This is a genomic window from Paenibacillus sp. 1_12, assembly GCF_900114475.1.
GTDB lineage: Bacteria > Bacillota > Bacilli > Paenibacillales > NBRC-103111 > Paenibacillus_S.
Genome location: NZ_FOTE01000008.1, coordinates 202,753 through 225,044 on the forward strand (window position 1 = coordinate 202,753; position 22,292 = coordinate 225,044).

Genomic DNA, 22,292 nt, shown 5'->3' on the forward strand with positions numbered 1-22,292 from the left:
GCTTATGCGGGTGCGCCGCAGGCGAATTATAACTTGGAAAGGTGTTGTTCACGTTGATTCACAAGCTGGAGCATATTGGCGTTATGGTTAAGGATATGGATGCCTCGATCCGTTTTTATACCGAGGTATTGGGATTGAGGCTCGTTAAGCGCAAAGCGCTTGCTGACGGAGTGGAATTGGGTTTCTTATCGTTTCCTGATTCGGACCAAGTGGAAATAGAATTGATCGGACGCGGCCATGATGGTCTTCCGGACAATGGAATTGTTCATCATATTGCATTTACTGTGAGCGACATTCAAGTAGAGATCGACAAGTTAAAAAGCCACGGAGTCAAGCTGCTTGACGAGACTCCCCGAACTATCCTGGATGGTGATCTTATAGCGTTCTTCTTTGGCCCTGACGGCGAGCGTTTGGAATTTTTTCAGCCCGCTGCAAAATAAATATTTGTATAACTAACTATTTATAAAAAAAAGCCGTCCTGAGTTCAGTTTCCTTGGGGCGGTTTTTGTTCATTCCATTTTATTCATATATTTGCTGTTTCAGAAAGCATACAAGGTGTAAATAAAAGAAGAGTTACTAATCTTACAGCCGCAACATCATATTTTGTCGCAACTTAGCTTGGAATAAGCTTATAATAGAAGTATATTTTTTAGATAGGAGGGCTTCGTGTGGCGAAGGCACAAGTGGATTATCAATCTTTTTTTGCACATGTCTATACATGTGCACCTATAGGAATTGCAATCATGTCCATTCAAGGCGAATGGCTGAAAGCTAATCCTGCCCTGTGCAGCATCTTGGGATATAACGAGGAAGAATTAATCAATCGATCCTCTAAGGAAGTACTGTATAACCACGACATGTTCATAGACGATCATCATATTCAACAATTAAGGACTGGTACTGCTGTATCTTATGAACTGGAGAGACAGTTTATCCGAAAAGACGGCAGTATCATTTGGGCTTCGTTGCACGTATCCCTCGTACGAGACGAACATGAAGGCACACCGCTTTATTTCGTTACACATCTGAGTGATGTTACCAACAAAAAAGTAACCGAGCACAAATTATCGGAAATCGAGCGACTGTATACGATGATATTGGACAATGCTCAGGATGTGATCACTTATTCAACCCCAGATGGAATTATAGGCTACTGCTCGCCTTCTATTTATGATCTACTAGGGTATAGACCGGAAGAGATTATAGGGAAGACTAATATGGACATCTACCATCCCGACGATGTGGGAGGGCAGGTGGACAAGAACTGTTCCGAAACAGGTATTTACACTTGCCGAGTTCGGCACAAGAACGGCAAATATTTGTGGTTCGAAACCTCATATAAAAAAATTCGGGATGAACAAGGCAATATGACATCGGTTTTTGGTATTGGTCGAGATATTACGGAACGTAAGAAGCATGAGGAGAATCTGTCAGAGGCACAACGGATCGCTTTATTGGGCAGCTGGGAGCTGGATATTGCTAGGGAAGAATTGGTGTTTTCCGATGAAATCTACAACATTTACAATCTGACTCGCGATCCGAAGCCTAACAGCATACACAAATTCATTAATCTGATTCACCCTCTGGATCAACAACAATTCATAGAAGAACTGGAGAATGCCAAAAAAGGGCATGAATTAGACAAAGAATTCCGCCATTTGCATTTGGACGGGACGATCAAATATTTGAATGTGCGTGGAGTTACGACAATGGGTAACAACGGCATCGCAGTGAAATTAATCGGAACCATTCAGGATATTACGGAGCATAAGCGTGTCGAGCTCAAGCTGCAAGAAAGCATAGAACGCTACACTTCGTTAAAGAAATATAACCATGATGCCGTATTTTCGCTGGATTTGGAAGGTAATATCATTAATACGAATCAAAAGGCCGAGCAATTTACCGGTTTTATTGTACAGGAGATGGCAGGACTTAACTTTTCCAGATTCATCGGCATCGGTAACCTCAAGAGAAAGCTTTCCGCATTAGTGAGAGATGGCAGTTCTGAGAAGGTTATCGATAAAATTACACAAAAGAATGGACAAATCATGGAAGTGTTAACAACGGTAGCGCCTATTATCGTTAATGAAGAAACCGTTGGTTACTATATTATTGCCAAAGATATTACGGAACAGAAGAAGCTGTTGGTTGCCAAGGAAGCCGCAGAAAAAACAAACAAGGCGAAAAGTGAGTTTTTGGCTATGATGAGCCATGAAATCCGTACCCCCATGAATGGGGTTATCGGGATGACGCATTTGCTTCAGGATACAACGGAACTGGATGCCCAACAGGAAATCTATGTCGATATTATTCGAAAAAGCGGCGATTCGCTGCTGTCGATCATCAATGATATTTTGGATTTTTCCAAAATCGAGTCGGGTAAGACAGATCTGGTGGAAGCTCCTATGGATATCCGCGAATGTATAGCTGAAACGCTAGACGTTCTCTCTTCTAAATCTGCTGAGAAGAATCTGGAAATGACCTATTCCGTTCATTCTCATGTGCCAAGTGTACTTGTTGGTGATGCTGATCGTCTGAAACAGGTGCTGTTGAATCTCATTGGGAATGCAGTTAAGTTTACCTACACAGGCGGTGTCTCTATTACCGTTGAGAAATGGCTGCACACCTTGAACTCCTTGCATCTTCAATTTACGATCCGAGACAGCGGAATCGGGATTCCCGAGGACAAAATAAATCAGCTGTTCCAGCCCTTTTATCAATTGGATCATTACATGACCCGCAAATCTGAGGGAACGGGACTTGGGCTCGCGATCAGCAAGAAGCTTGTAGAAAAAATGGGTGGAGACATCTGGATAGAGCCTACGATTGGCCCGGGAGCGACCTTTGTATTTACGGTTGCCCTTAAAGAAGAGAAGCCGATAAAAGAGGTTGATCCAGACGAGTTGTTGATGGAAGAAAAGGTTATAAAAAAATCGTTGAAAATCCTGGTTGCTGAAGATCATGAGATCAATCAACTGGTGCTGAGAAAAATGCTGGAGAAGATGGGCCATACCATCACAATCGTTGAAAATGGTAAAGAGGCTGTTAACGCCGTAACCTTCGAAGCATTTGACCTGATTTTTATGGACGTGCAAATGCCGCTTATGAATGGCCTTGAAGCTACAAAAGCCATTAAAGGCAGCTTGTTGAACGGAGATTGCCCCGTTATTATAGCGGTTACTGCCAATGCTCTCACGGGTGACCGGGAAAAATGTATAGAAGCAGGTATGGACGATTATATTAGCAAGCCTTACAAGCGTGAGATGATTTCTGAAAGGATTGGCAAATTTTTCCCGGATTAGGGAGGATAGAGGATAGCCTATGGGGAGAACAGCGATCGTTGCTGGAGCTTCAGGACTGATAGGAACTGAGCTCGTTGCATGTCTGATGAACGAGCCCTCCTATGAGCGGGTGGTAATTTTGGTGAGGAAGCCTATCCATATCGTGCATCCCAAATGCATACAGGTGATAACCAATTACGAGCAGCTTGAAGACGAGATCAAAGCGTATATGGCGGAATCGGATCTTTTTTGCTGCTTGGGCACTACGATCAAGAAAGCTGGGACGAAGGAGCAGTTCCGCAAGGTTGACCTTGAATATCCGATGCGGCTGGGTAAGCTGGCGAAGACATATCATGCAGCATATTTTGGAATAGTTACAGCTTTAGGGGCTAATGCCCAATCTTCTATTTTCTACAGTCAGGTGAAAGGGCAGGTAGAGGCTGATCTTGAGCAGCTGCAGCTACCAGCGTTACACCTATTTCGTCCCTCCTTGCTGCTCGGAGAACGATCGGATGTACGTACTGGCGAAAGGATCGGAGCTGTCTTATCCGTTGCCGTGACACCTTTACTCATAGGAGGCCTGCAAAAATATAAGCCCATTCATGTAAAAACCGTTGCCAAGGCAATGCTTCATACGGCTTTATTGGGTAATAGAGGAATACATAGGTATCAATACGAGCAGATCGAAGAGCTTGCCGCTAAATAAGCCTGCGAAACGTCAGCCTGCGGAACGATATTTGGCCGCGCCGCGGATGCTTACGATATAAGTTTTCTTCGAAAACTCTGGAGCTGGATGCTTACGAAGTAAGTTTTCTTCGAAAACTCTGGAGCTGGATGCTTACGAAGTAAGTTTTCTTCGAAAACTTTGAGGAGGAATCAGAATGGTACGTAAGATTGTTTTTATTCAGGAAATTACCGAAACACATGAAAAGCAGATCCGCAGCATTGCACGTGATTGGGAGCTAATCAGCGGCAAGGATCAAGAGCTGTGGCTGCCTCATCTGGCGGAAGCTGAGATTGTGGTAGGTTGGAATTCGACAGTAGCTAAGGAGTGTCTGCAATCGGATACCATGTTACGTTGGATACAAAGCTGGGGTGCTGGCGTAGATACAATGCCATTAACTGCAATAGGCGAATATGGGGTTCTATTAACCAATTCCAGCGGCGTACATCCGAATCCGATTTCAGAATCCATCTTTGCCATGATGCTTGGATTAACCCGTCAGCTGCAGCGGTCGATACGTAATCAGCTGCAGCATAAGTGGAAACAGCTGAAAGATCTTGGTGAAATTCATGGAAAAACAATTGGCATTCTCGGGGTCGGCTCGATAGGCTTGGAGGTAGCCAAAATATCCAAAGTATTCGGGATGAACGTTATTGGCGTTAAACGTACATTATCCGAATCGGTATACGTGGACCGTATGGTATTGATGGATAGCTTGGAAGAGGTACTGCGCGAGAGTGATTATATTGTGAATACATTGCCACACACCTCAGAGACGAACCATGTGATGGGACGCGCCCAGTTTGCTGCCATGAAGGATTCGGCTTTTTATATCAATATCGGACGAGGCGGGACGACAGATACGGAAGCCTTGGTTGAAGCGCTTCAGCATGGCACGATTGCCGGGGCAGGTCTTGACGTATTTGAAGTAGAGCCGCTGCCAGCGGATCATGTGCTATGGGATATGGATAATGTCATCATCTCAGCCCACAATACGGGGATTACCCAATATTATGAGGAGCGGGCCATGCAAATATTTCTGCGTAATCTAATGGATTATGTAGAGGGCAGAGAGCCTCAGCTCAATCGGGTTAACTTGGCACAGCAATATTAATTGAATAGCTGTAAAGGCAAAAACATCCCAGGCTGCGGCAATTAGCAGTTAGGGATGTTTTTGCTGAGAACATCACTTGCTTGGCTTATAGATTCATTCGCAAACATAACGTGTTATTACTTGTTCTGGCTGCCTGACGATCATCGATCTTTGTTCTTTCATCCCCAATTAGTCGTGCATAGCTGCTTGTCTTTTGAACTGATCCTCCAGTACGAGACAAGCCATAGCTTCAATTACAGGAACAATCCTAGGGCAGATACAAGGGTCATGTCTGCCTTCAGTAACGATGGATTGCTCTTCACCGTTAACGTTTATCGTCTGCTGCGGGACTGAAATGGAGGAGGTGGGTTTTACCGCAACACGGAACACAATTTCTTCCCCGGTGCTGATTCCCCCAATAATTCCGCCTGCATGATTGCTCATAAAACCAGATGTCTGCATCTGATCATTGTGCTCACTGCCTAACATGTCCGCTGCCGCGAAACCCGCTCCATATTCAATGCCTTTAATTGCGCCAATTGAGAGCATCGCGCGTGCCAGCTCGGCATCCAGCTTATCAAACACCGGTTCTCCTATACCCGGCAGGACACCACGGATTCTGCATTCCACAATGCCTCCACAGCTATTTCCGACAGCGGCCAGCGCTTCAATCTTCGCAATCATGGCTTTTGCTGCCATGGGGTCGCAGGCACGGGCGGCATTGCGCTCTATTTCTTGCTCATCAAACGTCTCACATTGAATTCCGCCGATTGCTTTTGTATAAGCAACAATACTGACGCCTCTGCGTTCCAGCAGCTTGCGTGCCACGGCTCCTGCTGCAACACGTCCTGCTGTTTCCCGTCCCGAAGCTCTGCCGCTTCCCCGATGATCACGAATTCCATATTTTTGCAAATAGGTAAAGTCAGCATGTCCCGGGCGAAAAGCATGCTGGATATCGTTATAGGCTGAAGACTGCATATCGTGATTATGCATCACCATACATAGCGGTGTTCCTGTAGTTTTGCCTTCATACATTCCGGAAAGAATATGCACAATGTCTGATTCTTTGCGTGGTGAAGTAACCGTGGATTGCCCCGGTTTTCTACGGTCCAATTGGATTTGGATATAAGCCTCATCGATTTCAATACCTGGCGTAACCCCATCGACAATGACGCCAACAGCGGCACCATGGGATTCACCAAAAGTCGTAATTTTAAAAACCTCGCCGAATGAATTTCCAGCCATGATTAAAACCTCCTGATATACGGCTGCAGCTCGTTGTTGTGATAGTCTTAATAATACCATTCCATTCTGAGATAAATAAAATCGAAATTTTAAAGGCATGACATAGATAATTTCAATATCACAATGAATTGATAAATGGTATTACAGAGATATTTACTTACGTGATTGGATTTTAATGATATATAATCTAACGTATTGTGATATATAAAGACTTAAAAATGGATTATATCAAAAATAAATATTATTGTGTTATATATATGTTATATTAATTACTAATGAAAGGGTTTTCTTTTTAAAAAAGTGTTGACTGTGAATGTTTTTAAATATATATTAATATAAAGAAAAAAAATTAGATCATCTAAAAAATTTTAATATAGGTGTGTGATGTGAAATGGAAAGTGTCAAACTTGAACTTGATTTTTTAACCTCAATGATTAATGGGATCGCCGCTCAGTTCGGAGATAAATGCGAGGTTGTTCTGCATGATTTGACTCAAAATTACGATAGTACTATCGTTGCCATCAAAAACGGCCATATTACAGGTAGAAGAATTGGTGATTGCGGCAGTAATCTAGGGCTTGAGGTACTTCGGGGCACGGTTAAGGATGGAGACCGTTACAATTATCTGACGCAAACGAAGGAGGGGAAAATTTTGAGGTCCTCTTCCGTATATATTAAAAATAGTCAAGGTGAAACGATTGGCGCCGTCTGTATGAATCTGGATATTTCTGATTTCATTTTGGCCGAGAACACGATCAAATCAATTACGATGCGCAATAATACCTCAGAGGTAGAAGAAGTATTTGTAAAAGATGTGAATGAGCTTTTGGATTTTTTACTGCAGGAATGCCAGAATGAAATCGGAAAGCCTGTCACCCATATGTCCAAGGAAGAAAAGCTTAAAGCAATCCAATATCTCGATAATAAAGGTGCGTTTTTGATCAAAAAGGCTGGAGATAAAGTGTGTAAATTTTTTGATATTTCCAAGTTCACCTTGTACAACTACCTGGATGATGTTCGTACCACACAAAAGGATATGCTTCAATCTAAATTATAAGGGGGGAGCTTCATTTCCTTCCTTATACAGCAATTTGACTTTGTTTATTGATTCATAAATAAGTTACATAGTAAGAATGTTGAGTAATTATGGAAAAAGGAGGTTCCTCTATGGTTCAGCCACTTCTATCGGTTGAAAATTTAAAAACATTTTTTATTAAGGGGGATGTAGAGGTTCATGCTGTAGATGGCATCGATCTCACGATTTACCCGAAGCAAATCGTCTGTATTGTCGGAGAATCAGGCTGCGGCAAAAGCATGACGTCCTTATCTATTATGGGATTGGTTCCGAAGCCGCATGGACGTGTGGTCGATGGACAGATTTGGTTCGGAGGTCAGAATTTACTGGGAATGACGGAAAGCCAACTGTCTACGATCCGTGGGAACGATATCTCGATGATTTTTCAGGAACCGATGACTTCGTTGAATCCTGTGTTGACGATCGGGGATCAGATGACAGAGGTGCTGCTCAGGCACCGTAACATATCGAAGCTGCAAGCGCTTCAAAAAGTTATTGAAATGCTGGAGTTCGTTGGTGTAGCGAGAGCGAAAGATATTGTGAAGGAGTATCCGCATCAATTTTCCGGTGGCATGCGCCAGCGTGTGATGATCGGTATGGCTATGATTTGCGAGCCAAAGCTGCTGATTGCGGATGAACCTACAACAGCTCTTGATGTGACCATACAGGCACAAGTGCTTGATCTAATGAAACGGATGCGTGATGAATTTGAAACCTCGGTGATGATGATTACCCATGATTTGGGTGTGGTAGCTGAAATCGCTGATCAGGTTGTCGTTATGTATGCGGGTCAGGTTGTTGAAAGTGCATCTGCCGATCATCTGTTTGAGGATCCTCTTCATCCCTATTCCCAGGCGTTGTTGAAATCCATTCCGTCGCTTGATGAAGAGAAGGAAATATTGTACTCGATTCCAGGTACGGTTCCGGATTCTTCAAAGTATCCGACAGGATGCCGGTTTGCGGAACGCTGCGAGTGGACACAGCCTTCCTGTATTGAAAAAATGCCGGAGCTGCGCGAAGTAAAGCCCGGACAGTTCGCCCGATGTGATCTCATCTAGCAGAAAGGAGGGAATCTATGAGCAATCAGTTGTTGGAAGTTTCCAATCTCAAAAAGTATTTTCCGATTCAAGCAGGACTCATTCGTAAAACCATAGGGCATGTGAAAGCGATAGATGATGTTTCCTTTCAATTAGGCTATGGTGAAACGCTTGGCATAGTCGGTGAGTCGGGTTGTGGGAAATCGACCTTGGGTCGAATGATCATGCGCGTTCTGGAGCCGACAGCAGGAAGTATCCTATTCGATCAACAGGATATTACTCAAATGCACGGAAACACGCTTCGCCGCACCCGTCGTAATTTCCAAATGGTATTCCAGGATCCGTATGCATCGTTGAATCCAAAAATGACGGTTGCGGATATTATTGCAGAGCCGCTTCTCGTAAATGGAATTATGAATCGCAGCGAAGCATCGGTCAAGGTCAATCAACTATTGGATCTGGTTGGCTTGCGTGAAAAGGATTTAAGGAAATACCCGCATGAGTTTTCCGGGGGCCAAAGACAGCGTATTGGTATTGCGCGGGCTTTATCTTTAAGCCCAAAGCTGATAGTGGCGGATGAGGCGGTCTCGGCTCTGGATGTATCCATTCAGGCACAGATTCTGAATCTGATGATGGATTTGAAGAAGGAGTTTAAACTTTCTTATATTTTCATTTCGCATAATCTTTCCGTAGTCAAGCATATCAGCAACCGCGTCGGTGTGATGTATTTAGGACATCTGGTGGAGATCGGGGATAAGGACAGTTTGTACCAAGAACCACTTCATCCTTATACAAAAGCGCTTTTATCCTCTTCACCCGTTACGAAAAGAGGGGCAAAGCGGGAGAAAATTATTTTACAGGGGGAAGTCCCGAGCCCTGCTAATCCACCGCAAGGCTGTCCGTTTCATACACGCTGTTCGCAGGTGATGGATGTTTGCAGAACGGCCCGGCCGCAGCTGCAGGAAATAAAGCCAGGGCATTACACAGCTTGTCATTTATACGAAACGGTAGGTGTGCAGTTATGAGTGATCCGATTTTGGTACAAGTTATTGACCCTATACAGCAGCAGACCTATAAGGCTCTTCTGAAAAAGACGGCTGAAGGCTATCGTCTTGACCGTTCAATTACCAACCATCCATTTCAGGAGCCGGAGTTTTATTTGAGTCCGGGATGGATCGATCTGCACGCGCATGTATATGACGGTGTTGCCAACCTGAGTGTGCCGGCCGATGCAGCTGGTATTCACAGCGGTGTTCATCTGGTTGTTGATGCAGGAAGTGCCGGCGAAGCAACGTTATCCGGACTACGCAAATATGTGGCCCCGACCTCCCGAACGGATATTAAGGCATGGCTCAATATTAGCTCGATTGGACTGGTGCATCTTCGTGAGGTGGCTACCCTGGATCATATTGATATCGATAAAACGGTAAAAGCTGTCTTGGATAATCGCGATTTTGTATGCGGCATCAAAGTCCGCTCAAGCGGTGCTATTGTAGGTACGATGGGGCTTCAGCCACTTCAACTGGCTAAACTAGCAGCACGAGAGTCCGGTGTTCCAATTATGGTCCATATCGGAGAAGCACCCCCGCTAATCGATGGCGTTCTGGATCTTTTGGATGAGGGGGATGTAATCACCCATTGTTTTCACGGGAAAACAGGAACCCCTTGGAACAAGGACGGCAGGCCTACAGCAGCCCTGCAGAATGCCATTGACCGGGGAGTGAAGCTTGATGTGGGACATGGGGCAGCGAGCTTCAATATCGAAGTATGCCAGAATGCATTGGCAGCCGGCTTCTATCCGCATACGATCAGTACGGATGTTCATATTCGCAATATCCGCGGTCCCGTTTATGATCTACCGACAACGATGACCAAGCTGTTAGCCTGTGGGATGACGCTTGAACAGGTCATTGCCGCCGTCACGGCTGCTCCTTCGCAAATTTTACAGCTGGATCATTGGTGTAGATTGGATGGCAGCATTGAGCGGGCGACCCTATTCCGTGTTGATGGTCAACGTCCGGAAGGACGCGATTATCGCGATTCGCAAGGCAATACCCTTGTACCTCAGCAGTACATTCAACCAACCGGGATTATAACTGCAGGTCAATATACAGCGTGCTAGCTGCTGTAGGATCCGTAATTATATAAGCGTGCAGATTGCATTTCAGACAAGTCATGAAGAGGCAATATCATTCAGCTAATACATTAGAGGAGGAATTATTGTGAGATTGAAGCTATTTCTGGCAGCCCTGTGTTTGATGATCGTTTTATCCGCTTGTACGAACTCGGGTGGCAGTTCGTCTACTCCTGTCGCTGACAAAGGGAACGGAGCCACTCCCTCCAAACCGGGCAAGGATACGTTAACGGTAGCGCAGGAAATCGACGCAGGGACCCTGGACCCGCAAAAGCAGGGCAAAATACCGGATATGAGTATCTTGATTAACATGTTTGACACACTGGTTACTCGCGATGAGAACAATAAATTGGCTCCATCTCTGGCTACCGAATGGAAGGCAGTAAATGATACTACGTGGGAATTCAAGCTTAGAGAAGGCGTGAAATTTCATAACGGTGAGCCATTTAATGCAGAAGCAGTAAAATTCAGTATGGATCGTCTTAATAATCCGGATACCAAATCACCGATTGTTGAGCTGAAAACCGTCAAAGAGGTTGTTGTTGTTGACGCCAAGACGGTGAAAATTATTACTGAGGGTCCTGATCCGATTCTACCCAACAAAATGACGCTGTTCGGCGGAACCATAGTACCTCCTCAATACATAAAGGAAAAAGGTGATGACAATTTTGCCAAAAATCCGGTAGGAACAGGTCCTTTCAAATTCGTTTCTTGGCAAAAAGATAGTCAAATCACGATGGAAGCCAATGCTGATTACTGGCAGGGAGCAGCCAAATTCAAGAAGCTGGTTTTCAAAATCATTCCAAATCCCTCCAACATGGCAGCAGCGATCCGTGCAGGAGAAGTTGATATAGCAGCTGGTATTAAGCCGGATGTGGCTACGCAGCTGAAAAGTCAAACAGAGCTTAAAGTCGTATCCAGTCCTGGGATCCGAACGTTCTATATTTCATTGGATACAAAGGAAGGTCCTTTAGCCAAGAAGGAAGTGCGCCAAGCGCTCAACTATGCAATTGATGTAAATACGATGATTAAAACTGTATTGGACGGAAACGCTGTACGTGTATCTACCTTAATTCCTAAGGAAAACTTCGGATTCGATCCGGCTATTGCACCGTATGAATACAATATCGAGAAAGCCAAGCAGTTGCTGACGCAGGCAGGTTATCCGCAAGGGTTCGCAATGACGCTGGATGCTGACAATCTTGAGGTGAACAACGTTCAGGTCATTGCCGCCCAGCTGGAGAAAATAGGAGTGAAGGTTCAACTGAACCTGATGGACAGCAAAACTTTATCGGCTAATCTGGTTGCTAAAAAGACTTCACCTATGTACTTTATCGGAAATACTGGATGGACGATGGATGCCCTGAGTAATTTTCAATCGTACCTCAAGAGCGACAGACGCTATAACAGATTTGTCAATGCTGAGATTGATAAGCTAGTCGATGAGGAAGAACAAACGATTGATTCGCAAAAACGCCAAGTTTCATTTACAAAGCTGCAAACAATTTTGAAAGAAGAAGCGCCTTTCATCTATTTGTATCAAATTAATGGCCTATATGGAATCCGTAACAATATCGAATGGAAACCAAATCCGGTCGGCATCTTGTCCATGTACAAAGCATCCATTAAATGATTTGTCTGCTGCGGGGGTGACATCTATTGCTATCTTATATATTGCGTCGCTGCTTTTATGCCATATTTGTGTTATTTGGGGTAGCGACTGTCGTCTTTCTTATTACAAGGCTGACCGGAGATCCGGTAGCTATCATGCTGACTCCCGATGCCACTGTTGAGCAGGAGCAGGCGCTCCGGCATTCTCTGGGTATGGATAAACCGGTCTTTGAGCAGTATGTGATTTATATCTGGAACCTATTGCAATTAAACTTCGGAGTTTCACTACGCTATGGTGAATCCACACTGCAGCTTATTATGGAAAGAATGCCGGCAACAATTCAGCTCGCTGGTGCAGCCTTGCTGTTTTCACTTGTCGTTGCTATTCCTGCCGGGATTATCTCAGCCATTAAAAGAGGTACGGTGATCGAAAAAGGATTGATGTCGTTAATTGTACTTGGACAATCGATGCCCGTCTTTTGGGTGGGGATTCTGTTAGTATTATTATTCTCCGTCCAATGGAGAATGTTTCCAACTGGTGGTATCGGCGGTATCAGCCATCTGGTTTTACCTGCTTTTGCGCTTGGTATACATCTTCTGGCGCTTGTGGCCAGGTTGCTAAGATCATCTTTGATTGAAGCTCTCGATTCCGATTATATTCGTACAGCCAGAGCCAAGGGGCTGGTTTCGCGGGTTGTGATTTCGAAGCATGCGCTGCGAAATTGTCTGCTTCCCGTTATTACGATTGTCGGCTTGGAGATCGGATCTTTATTGGGAGGCTCGGTAGTGACAGAAACCGTATTTGCTTGGCCTGGTGTCGGACAACTGTTGGTTCAATCAATTTATAATCGCGATTACCCACTGGTTCAAGGAGCAATCATTATTTTAGCTGCTATCTTTGTATTGGTTAATCTGATTGTTGATATCTGTTATGTGCTGGTTGATCCTCGTATCCAATATAAATAGGGGGGAGTACCTACGTTAAATCGAATATTGAAAGGGAAGTATGGCAGCCTGTTTAGCTGGATTTCGATGTGCGTGCTTGCCTGTTTTCTGATTATGGCTGTGGCTGCAGCAAAGTTGTCGCCTCATGATCCGAACGTTCAGGATTTATTAATGCGTTTTAAACCGCCTTTTTGGCTGAGCGGCTCCGAAGCCGGCTATTGGTTAGGCACCGATAATCTGGGGCGGGACCTGCTGAGCCGAATCATTTATGGCAGTCAGGTTTCCATACTCGTGGGTGTGGCAGCCGTGGTGATATCAGGTGTATTGGGTACGGTTATTGGTTTGTTATCGGGATTTTATAATGCATTGGATCATATTATGATGCGGATCGCAGATATCCAATTAGCGTTTCCCACGATACTTTTGGCTCTAGCTATCGTAGCTGTCATTGGCGGCGGCTTGAATAATTTAATCATTGTGCTTGGAATTACAGGATGGGTACCTTATGCAAGGGTTATCCGCTCTGAGGTTTTAAGTATACGCTCCAGTGATTTTGTCGTTGCAGCGCAAACCATTGGAGTCAGTGATTTTCGCCTGCTTTTCAGGCACATTCTTCCGAATATTTTCTCACCGGTTATTACGATAGCCACATTTCAAGTAGCATCTGCTATTATTGCCGAGTCCTCACTGAGCTTTCTGGGACTAGGTGTCCCTGTCAGTGTGCCTAGCTGGGGGAATATGCTGAATCAAGGCCAGCTGTATATGGAATCGGCTTGGTGGATATCGGTGTTTCCGGGCTTGTCCATTATGCTGATTGTGCTGTCCATTAACATTATGGGTGATGTCTGGAGAGATATCCTGAACCCCAAGGCAAAAGGTCGCTAGACGGACGATACTAATATCACAATTTATACGTTTTCAGTGGAGCTGACAAGACACGAATGCCCTTCTTCGTAAGGGCTTCGTAGAGGCTTTTCTTAAAGTCAGCTTTCCTAAGGAAAGCTCTAAGGAGGACAAAAGCAGATGGCTTGGTCGTATGCAACTGATTATTCATGCGATGATTGCGCGAAGCGCTTCGATTTATCACAACCATTAAATACGTGCCCGAGCTGCGGTGGACTGCTGGAGATTCATTATGATCTGGACCGGATGAAGCTTGATCTGCAGCCGGAGCATTTTAACGCACGCGAGCCGTCGATGTGGCGTTGGCATGAATTTTATCCCCTGAAGCACCCAAGTAACATGGTGTCGATGGGTGAGGGCGGCACACCTCTGCTACCTTCTGTCTACGCCGGTCGTAAGCTTGGCTTGTCCAGGCTCTATTTCAAGAACGATGCTTTGATGCCAACAGGCAGCTTCAAGGATCGCGGATTCAGTCTGGCGGTCAGCTTTGCCCGGGAGCTTGGGATCTCACGAGGTCTTACTTACAGCTCTGGGAATGCGGGAGCCTCCTTTGCCGCTTATGCCAGTCGTGCCGGATTAGACGCGACGGTGCTGGTTGAATATTTGGCTAATCCTATAAAAAAGTCGATTATAAGCTTGTATGGCGCACATACGGCTGCATTGTATTTTGAGAGCATGACCGATATTACTAAGATGCTTGAGCAGGCAGTACGGGAGCTCGGATTATATCAGTTTGTTAACTTTATTAATCCGACAAGGCATGAAGCGATGAAGAGCTATGCTTATGAAATCAGTCAGGCTTTGGGCTGGAAGGCTCCAGATGTAATGATTCATCCTGTTGGTACAGGTGGCGGCATTTGGGGAGCTTGGAAAGGATTTCGTGAGCTGCAGCAGTTGGGCTGGATCGATGCGCTCCCCCGAATGGTCGCTGTGCAGCCGTATGCTACAGGACCGATTGTTCGGGCATTCAAGCAAGGGGCCAGACATGCTGAAAAGTATGGCGATCCTACGCAAACCATTGCGCAAAGTATTGCGGCTGATGCTCCCATTCAAGGCGGTCGTAGGGTATTAAACGCTGTTTACGATTCTGGGGGCTTCGCGGAATCCGTAACAAATGAGGAAATTATCGAAGCGGTGCAATGGCTGGGCAGCGAAGGAATTTGCGCCGAGCCTGCGTCCGCTGCCTCTCTTGCGGCTTTGAAGCGCGCTGTGGATCAAGGTATTGTGCAGCCTGATGATTGCGTCGTATGCGTGATTACCGGAAGCGGCTTGAAACAGCCGTCGGTAATTCAGCAGGCGGCAGCTGAATCTGAACTGAAGTTGAATGCAAGCTTTGATGATTTGAATAAGTTGTTGGCCAAACTGTGGCCTTGAATACCGGATAAGCTGTTTCAAAGCACAGTCTTTTGAAAATTGAGGTTGGAGATGATTATGATGCAGCAGCCAAGCCCTGTAATTAAAGCATTAATGGAATGTATATCGCGTCCTACTCCGAATCCTCCTGGTGAAGTTGCTGTTGTTGCCGATTGGCTGGAGGTTTGGGCATTAAACTTTGGCGCTCAGGTCGTGCGGCAGACCGTGGAACCAGGCAAAGACAATGTGATAATAACGCTGGATTTGGGCCCAGGGCCTTGTCTTGTGTTCAATACTCATATGGATGTTAACGATCCGTCAGGACAAGTATGGTCGACTCCCCCATTTGAACCGAGGCTGAGTCTGGATGAGAGCAGATTGTATGGTGTTGGCGCTTGCGATGCCAAAGGCAGCTTGGTCAGCATGATGGCTGCGATGGAACAAGTTGCCAAAGAGCATGAGCATTTGCAGGGCAAGCTCGTACTTACCGCAGTAATGGGAGAAGAGGCTGGAGGTATCGGTTCCTTATTCTTGGTTCAGCAGGGAATGCAAGCGGATGGGGCTGTCGTAGGCGAGCCTACTGGTTTGGCCGTTGCAATTGCCCACAAAGGGACTTACATGCGGCGCTTGCGGTTTCGTGGACGTGCCGCACATTCCGGACGGCCGGAGCTGGGCGTCAATGCTATTGTCCATGCATCAAAATTTATTGTTGAGTATGAGAAGCTGAACAGCAAGCTGTCGCTAAATGCGCATCCGCTGCTTGGGCCGGCAAGTGCAGCCGTGACGATTATACAAGGTGGAACGCGTCAAAATACAATTCCCAATCTATCAGAAATCATCATTGACCGACGGTTGATACCGGGTGAAACTCATGCTGATGCTGATCGTGAGCTGGAGCAAATTCTCGGTGTGATGCAAGAAACGATACCCGAGCTTACGATAGATCCGATTGAAGTCGTTGTGGCAACGATTCCATCAGAAACTTTGGCAGACAAGGAAATCGTAAGTATTTCTCTTGAAGCAGTGGAGCATGTGTTAGGGGAGCAGCAGCATGCCCATGGTTTCAGAGCAGGTTGTGATATGAGCAAGCTGGTCACGATCGCAGGCATTCCCACCATTATATTGGGACCCGGCAGTCTAGATCAGGCGCATGCGCCAGATGAATTTGTCGAGATTGCTCAGGTTGAGCAAGCGGCACAAATATATGAGCGTATTGCCCGACAATTTTTAGGTAGGTGATTCTATGAGTAAACTTAAACATTTTTTGCAGCAATCCCGTGATCGCGGATCATTTTCCGGGGCTGCATATTCAGTTGGTAATTCCGCAGGTATCGTCGAGCGAGGTACGGTTGGGACCCTTTCCTGGGATGGACCCTCCGTGGAATCGGATAGTTTATGGGACCTAGCCTCCGTGACCAAGCCAATCGCGATACTTCCATTAATGGTCATGCTGGAGCAGGGCAAGTGTTACTTAGATGATGTTATCACTCATTTTTTACCTGAGTACAAAGATACGGATAAAGCCAATATTACGTTACGGCAGCTCCTGTCGCATTCCAGTGGAATACCGGGGCAGCAGCCATTGTACCAAACATCGCCTACGAAACAGGATCTGATGGCTGCTGTGAGGTCCCTTCCACTACGATATTCGCCGGGTACCGATGTTGAATATACATCCCAAGGCTATATGATTCTAGGTGACATTATAGAATCAATTGCCGGCGCCAGTCTCGATATCGTTTTGCAGCAAATGGTGTTGGATCCGATTGGCTTGTGTCAAACGATGTTCAATCCGCCGAAAAGCCTGCATCATCGTATTGCCGCAACCGAATATTGCGAATGGCGTCATGCTGTCGTAAAGGGTGAGGTGCATGACGAAAATGCTGTCGTATTGGGGGGAATCGCCGGACATGCGGGTTTGTTCAGCACGGTCGATGATATGAGTCTGCTTTGTCAAACGATGCTCCGGTTAGGTGAAACCGCTCAAGGGCGTTTTTTACAGCCAGAGACCGTTCGTATGATGACTTGCAATGAGACACCCTCCTTAAAATTGAGCAGAGGGCTGGGATGGCAGGGGAGGGATCGACATGATTCTCCGGCCGGAGATTTGTTTTCCTTGTCCTCCTATGGGCATACCGGATTCACAGGAACAAGCATATGGATGGACCCGGAAGCGGACGTTTTCGTTGTGCTTCTGACGAATCGTGTACATCCGACACGTGCGAATCAGACTATTAAAAGGATCCGATCCATTTTTCACAATCTGGCTGTGCTATCAATGGGAAATTCCGAGAGCAAGCAAGGAGAAGCTTATGCGGATAGCTGAGATTGAAACTAGACGGCTGGCCGTAGCTTTGAAAAAACCATTTAAAACTGCGCTCCGTACGGTACATATCGCCGAATCGGTGGTGGTTCGAATACGCTGTAACAATGGGCTGGAGGGCATAGGGGAAGCGCCCCCGACGATGGCTATTACCGGAGAAAGTCTGGAAAGCATCGAGGCCTTTATTCAAATCATCAAGCCGGTCCTTATCGGGCAAAATCCGCTTGAGTATGAACGGGTATTCCCTTTATTGCAGCAGGCAGCAGTAGGAAATAACAGCGCCAAAGCGGCAGTTGACATGGCTCTCTATGATTTGATCGGGCGATACTGCAAGCTCCCTCTATACCAGCTGTTGGGTGGTTATCGCAAAGAGATCCAAACCGATTATACGGTAAGCGTTAATTCTCCCGAAGAAATGGGAGAGGATGCTGTTGATTACGTGAATAGCGGCTTTACGGTGCTGAAGATCAAGGTTGGTCTTGACGACATTCATAAGGATTTGGAACGGGTTCAGGAGATTCGTAATCGTATCGGCTATACGATCAAGCTGCGGCTTGACGCCAATCAAGGTTGGGAAGCCAAGTCGGCGATTCGCGCCATCCGTACGATGGAAGACAGAGGTTTGGATATCGAGCTGGTCGAACAGCCGGTCAAAGCTCATGATCTTACCGGTCTTAAAAAAGTTACTGATGCTGTAGACACGCTAATTATGGCAGATGAGAGTGTATTCAGTCCTCTGGATGCATTCGAGGTATTGAAACATCGCGCTGCCGATTTAATCAATATCAAATTGATGAAGGCGGGCGGTATTTACCGTGCAGAAACGATAAACCGTATGGCAGAAACATGTGGAGTGGCCTGTATGGTCGGAAGTATGATCGAATCGCGGATTGGCATCTCGGCAGCCGTGCATTTTGCTGCGAGTAAAAAGAATATAACCCGATTCGATTTTGATACTCCCCTTATGATGGTGCGGGATGCCGTTCAAGGCGGAGTTATGTATGATGGGAAAACCATCAAGCTTCCCGATACTCCGGGAATAGGTATTGTCGACATCGATTGGTAAAGAACGAAGAAAATAAAAACGTGAATTTTCAGGAGGAACATCATGGGTATTATATCGGATAGATTAAAGGAATTAGGAATCGAGCTGCCGCTGCCAGGAGCTCCGGCAGCACTTTATATCCCGGCGGTCACAGTTAATAATCTGGTCTATACATCAGGTAATGACTGCCGTATTAATGGAAAGCTTATCTTTGAAGGGAAGCTGGGCAAGGATCTAACCATAGAACAGGGACAACAGGCAGCCCGCCAAACCATGATTAACCTGCTCGGTGTTTTACAGGCTCATCTGGGTGATCTGGATCGAGTGGAAAAAATTGTTAAATTATTGGCCTTTGTTAACAGTGCAGAGGGGTTTACAGATCAGCCCTATGTTATTAACGGGGCTTCGGAGCTGCTGCAAACGTTGTTCGGGGAAGAAGGCAGACACGCTAGATCGGCTATCGGTACGTCAGAGTTACCTTTTAACACGCCTGTTGAAATTGAAATGATCGTTCAAATCAAGGCCTAGGACGTACAGGCTGCTCCCATTTCTGTGTTCGTGCTATCGGCCTCATATTTTAGCAATCATATGAATGATTACCATATAGCCAAGGAGGGTGAAACGATGATTATAGGTATACCGAAAGAACTGAAAAATAATGAGAATCGTGTTGCGATGACTCCTGCTGGCGCCGAAGTGTTAAGGATCAATGGCCACGAGGTTTATATCGAACAAGGGGCTGGGCTCGGCAGCGGATTCCAGGATGAGGAATATCGTGTACAAGGCGCACGGATTCTGGACACTGCAGCAGAGGTTTGGGCAAAAGCGGATATGATTATGAAAGTGAAGGAGCCGATTCCTCAAGAGTATGCCTATTTCAGAGAAGGTCTCCTTTTGTTTACTTACCTGCATCTTGCCCCAGAGCCGGAATTAACGAAGGCATTGGTTAATCAAGGGATGATTGCAATCGCTTATGAGACGATCCAACTGGATGACCGCTCCCTTCCGTTGTTAACTCCAATGAGTGAGGTGGCTGGACGAATGGCCGTACAGATCGGAGCTCAATTTCTTGAGAAGCCGTATGGGGGGAAGGGGATTCTCCTTGGAGGTATACCGGGTGTGCAGCCCGCTGAGGTCGTGATTGTCGGGGGAGGCATTGTCGGAACGAATGCTGCCAAGATGGCGCTGGGGACGGGGGCCCGTGTTACACTGCTTGATGTGAATGCGGATCGGCTTCGTTATTTGGACGATATTTTTGGCGGGCGTCTCACTACTTTGATTTCCGATCCCTATCATATTGAGCAGGCGGTGAACAAGGCTGATTTATTGATCGGCGCCGTTCTTATTCCCGGCGCACGTGCGCCCAAGATTGTAAAAGAATATATGATTCAAGGAATGGCTCCGGGGTCTGTCATTGTAGACGTGGCTATTGATCAAGGCGGCTCGATCGAAACGATAGACAGGGTGACGACTCACTCTGACCCCATTTATGTCAAACATGGCGTTGTTCATTATGCCGTTGCCAATATGCCTGGTGCTGTCGCAAGAACATCGACTTTCGGCTTGACCAATGTGACGGCTTCTTACGCGGTACTCATTGCCAATAAAGGAATACGACAAGCTGTTATCGACAATAAAGCACTTTCCAGAGGCGTCAATGTGGCTAATGGATTTGTCACTTATGAAGCAATAGCACAGGAACTCAATGTTCCCTATGTACCCGTTGACCAAGCGGTGTAGTCCGCATAAGGATATTAAATATCTTTGAATAATCCGCATCCACAAATTGACAGAGGGAAATAATAATGTTAAATTATATTTATATCATATAAAACATAGATGTTAACTTGGTTTTATTGAAGCTGACTGGTAGACCAGAAGCATGGATGTTAAGTCCATGCTTTTTTTGCAACCTATTTTAAGGAGGAATGCTTCTTATGAAGAAAGCAGATATTACGTTCAATGAGTCATTGGTAAATGTTAATTTAATGGGTACCGATCAAAAGCAGATTCCTTCATTACTTAATGCGCTAAGAAAAAATACACTTACCGTATCAACGATAGAACAGCCCCTCGTTAAAATTGATTTGTTTGATTCGGAGGCTTATATTTATGCTATGGATGGGAACAAATACCGGATCCCCATATTTTAAAGCGATAAGATATGTTAACCTGATTCGACTTGAGTATTAATCATGTGCAAGGCTTCCTGCTGATTCCCTGTCGGTCAGTGCGGAAGCTTTTTGTGTTGGAACAGACAATGCATGACGCTGCACGCCAATCTATGGTACCATGGAAGAAAAAAGAATAGGGAGGAAGCTCAGCATGCCCAGCAAAAATGTGACAATTTTGGCGATATTTTATGCCTTTGTTTATATGAGTATCGGGACGTTTTCTTCTTATATCGGTATTTATATGACGGAAGCGGGTATAGGGCACTCGGAAATTGGCGTCCTTACCTCTATTGGTGCCGTTATCGGATTAGTTGCACAGCCGATATGGGGAGTAATGAGCGACAGGGCCAAGACGAAAAATCGAATTTTGATGATCTGTACGTTGTGTGCCAGTCTGACTGTATGGCTCATTCCATGGGCGGGCACCCTGTTTGTGCCGCTGCTAATCGCAATGGCTTTATTCAGTCTGTTTCAGATCGCGATTAATCCGCTTAGTGATGCAATAACACTGGAGCTTTCCTCCAAAGGCGTCGTACGTTTTTCCAGCATTCGGACCTTCGGCTCAGTCGGCTATGCGTTTGTTTCGGTGGCGGCCGGCTGGTTGTTCGCAGAACATCTGAATACGATATTTTTGGTGACCTCACTCATTATGTTTGGCTGCTTTTTGCTGTCGCTGGGCATTCCGAAGGTCGCTGGCCATCAAAGCGGCGGCAAGAAGGTGAACCTGGTCAGTATTTTCAAAAACAGGCAGTTGGTTATTTTGTATGCTTATACGTTAGCCTTGTCCATTTCAATGGGTTTTTTATTTTCCTTTCAGGCCATTTATAGTAAAGAACAAGGTATCAGCATGGAGGTTATCGGGATTGGGCTCGCTATAGGCTCATTCAGCCAATTTCCGTTTATGATCTTTTTCCAGCGCTTTTATGATCGCTTCGGTATCCGCAATATTTTACTTTTTTCAGGTTTGATCCATACGTTAAGGTGGTTCTTGTATGCGTTTGCATTAACACCGTTTACCTACATACTGAGTTGGGTACTTCATGGTGGGACGTATATTTTATTCTATATGTGTTTGGCCGAGTATGTGAATACTTATGTGGTTAAGGAATTGAAAGCATCCGGACAAATGCTGAATTCACTGATTCAGTTAAGTGTCGGCAAAATTATTGGAGGAATGCTCGGCGGCGTCTATGCAGCTCAGTTCGGTTTTCAAAGCGCATTTTTGGTGCTAGCGGTAATGGGAGGACTCTCGACCTTAGCCTTTTATATGGTGGATCGGCGTTATGGCGTGTTTGCGAAGCCAGATATCAGTCAGCTTTAACAAAAATCATTGATGGACAGCAAGACAA

20 protein-coding genes are annotated in these 22,292 nt (G+C 45.7%); 19 read left to right on the forward strand and 1 reads right to left on the reverse strand.

Going from position 1 to position 22,292, the window contains the following annotated elements:
* The first annotated feature begins 53 nt into the window (after positions 1-53).
* From BM210_RS19070 to BM210_RS19085, 4 genes are all read left to right on the forward strand, one after another.
* On the forward strand, positions 54-440 hold the full coding sequence (locus tag BM210_RS19070) for a VOC family protein (RefSeq protein WP_091171416.1): 387 nt from the start codon (positions 54-56) through the stop codon (positions 438-440).
* 228 nt (positions 441-668) lie between these two features.
* Positions 669-3,302: a PAS domain S-box protein gene (locus tag BM210_RS19075; RefSeq protein WP_091171419.1), complete on the forward strand. Its 2,634-nt coding sequence runs from the start codon at positions 669-671 to the stop codon at positions 3,300-3,302.
* 19 nt (positions 3,303-3,321) lie between these two features.
* Positions 3,322-3,987: a Rossmann-fold NAD(P)-binding domain-containing protein gene (locus BM210_RS19080; RefSeq protein ID WP_091171423.1), complete on the forward strand. Its 666-nt coding sequence runs from the start codon at positions 3,322-3,324 to the stop codon at positions 3,985-3,987.
* A 175-nt stretch (positions 3,988-4,162) separates the two neighbouring features.
* Positions 4,163-5,119, forward strand: coding sequence for a D-2-hydroxyacid dehydrogenase (locus BM210_RS19085; protein ID WP_091171425.1), 957 nt, complete (start codon positions 4,163-4,165; stop codon positions 5,117-5,119).
* Between the two features lie 168 nt (positions 5,120-5,287).
* Here BM210_RS19085 and aroC read toward each other — a convergent pair whose 3' ends face one another.
* Entirely contained in the window at positions 5,288-6,343 is a 1,056-nt protein-coding gene (gene aroC / locus BM210_RS19090) for a chorismate synthase (RefSeq protein ID WP_091171427.1), read from the reverse strand.
* A gap of 391 nt (positions 6,344-6,734) precedes the next feature.
* Between aroC and BM210_RS19095 the strand changes: the two genes are divergently transcribed.
* The 15 genes from BM210_RS19095 to BM210_RS19165 all read left to right on the forward strand — a co-directional run bounded on the left by BM210_RS19095 (position 6,735) and on the right by BM210_RS19165 (position 22,264).
* Positions 6,735-7,400: a helix-turn-helix transcriptional regulator gene (locus BM210_RS19095; protein ID WP_091171430.1), complete on the forward strand. Its 666-nt coding sequence runs from the start codon at positions 6,735-6,737 to the stop codon at positions 7,398-7,400.
* A 110-nt stretch (positions 7,401-7,510) separates the two neighbouring features.
* Complete coding sequence (locus BM210_RS19100; protein ID WP_091171431.1) at positions 7,511-8,476, forward strand: ABC transporter ATP-binding protein; 966 nt, start codon at positions 7,511-7,513, stop codon at positions 8,474-8,476.
* Between the two features lie 17 nt (positions 8,477-8,493).
* Entirely contained in the window at positions 8,494-9,480 is a 987-nt protein-coding gene (locus BM210_RS19105) for an ABC transporter ATP-binding protein (RefSeq protein ID WP_091171434.1), read from the forward strand.
* Positions 9,477-10,577: an amidohydrolase/deacetylase family metallohydrolase gene (locus BM210_RS19110; RefSeq protein WP_091171435.1), complete on the forward strand. Its 1,101-nt coding sequence runs from the start codon at positions 9,477-9,479 to the stop codon at positions 10,575-10,577. The genes BM210_RS19105 and BM210_RS19110 overlap by 4 nt, the downstream gene beginning before the upstream one ends.
* A 100-nt stretch (positions 10,578-10,677) precedes the next feature.
* Positions 10,678-12,222, forward strand: coding sequence for an ABC transporter substrate-binding protein (locus BM210_RS19115; RefSeq protein WP_091171438.1), 1,545 nt, complete (start codon positions 10,678-10,680; stop codon positions 12,220-12,222).
* Positions 12,223-12,248: 26 nt separating this feature from the next.
* Entirely contained in the window at positions 12,249-13,166 is a 918-nt protein-coding gene (locus tag BM210_RS19120) for an ABC transporter permease (protein WP_256223818.1), read from the forward strand.
* A 27-nt stretch (positions 13,167-13,193) separates the two neighbouring features.
* Positions 13,194-14,030, forward strand: coding sequence for an ABC transporter permease (locus tag BM210_RS19125; RefSeq protein ID WP_218184946.1), 837 nt, complete (start codon positions 13,194-13,196; stop codon positions 14,028-14,030).
* 138 nt (positions 14,031-14,168) lie between these two features.
* Positions 14,169-15,422, forward strand: coding sequence for a threonine synthase (locus BM210_RS19130; protein ID WP_091171440.1), 1,254 nt, complete (start codon positions 14,169-14,171; stop codon positions 15,420-15,422).
* A 57-nt stretch (positions 15,423-15,479) separates the two neighbouring features.
* A complete protein-coding gene (locus BM210_RS19135) occupies positions 15,480-16,640 on the forward strand; it encodes a M20 family metallopeptidase (RefSeq protein WP_177237897.1) in 1,161 nt (386 codons plus the stop codon).
* Between the two features lie 4 nt (positions 16,641-16,644).
* Positions 16,645-17,727: a serine hydrolase domain-containing protein gene (locus BM210_RS19140; RefSeq protein WP_091171445.1), complete on the forward strand. Its 1,083-nt coding sequence runs from the start codon at positions 16,645-16,647 to the stop codon at positions 17,725-17,727.
* Positions 17,714-18,790, forward strand: a complete 1,077-nt coding sequence (locus tag BM210_RS19145) for a mandelate racemase/muconate lactonizing enzyme family protein (RefSeq protein ID WP_091171447.1) — start codon at positions 17,714-17,716, stop codon at positions 18,788-18,790. The genes BM210_RS19140 and BM210_RS19145 overlap by 14 nt, the downstream gene beginning before the upstream one ends.
* 42 nt (positions 18,791-18,832) lie before the next feature.
* A complete protein-coding gene (locus BM210_RS19150) occupies positions 18,833-19,297 on the forward strand; it encodes a RidA family protein (protein WP_091171449.1) in 465 nt (154 codons plus the stop codon).
* 96 nt (positions 19,298-19,393) lie between these two features.
* A complete protein-coding gene (gene ald / locus BM210_RS19155; protein WP_091171452.1) occupies positions 19,394-20,509 on the forward strand; it encodes an alanine dehydrogenase in 1,116 nt (371 codons plus the stop codon).
* Positions 20,510-20,706: 197 nt separating this feature from the next.
* Positions 20,707-20,922: a hypothetical protein gene (locus tag BM210_RS19160; protein WP_256223820.1), complete on the forward strand. Its 216-nt coding sequence runs from the start codon at positions 20,707-20,709 to the stop codon at positions 20,920-20,922.
* Positions 20,923-21,094: 172 nt separating this feature from the next.
* Complete coding sequence (locus BM210_RS19165) at positions 21,095-22,264, forward strand: MFS transporter (RefSeq protein WP_177237898.1); 1,170 nt, start codon at positions 21,095-21,097, stop codon at positions 22,262-22,264.
* Positions 22,265-22,292 lie beyond the last annotated feature (28 nt).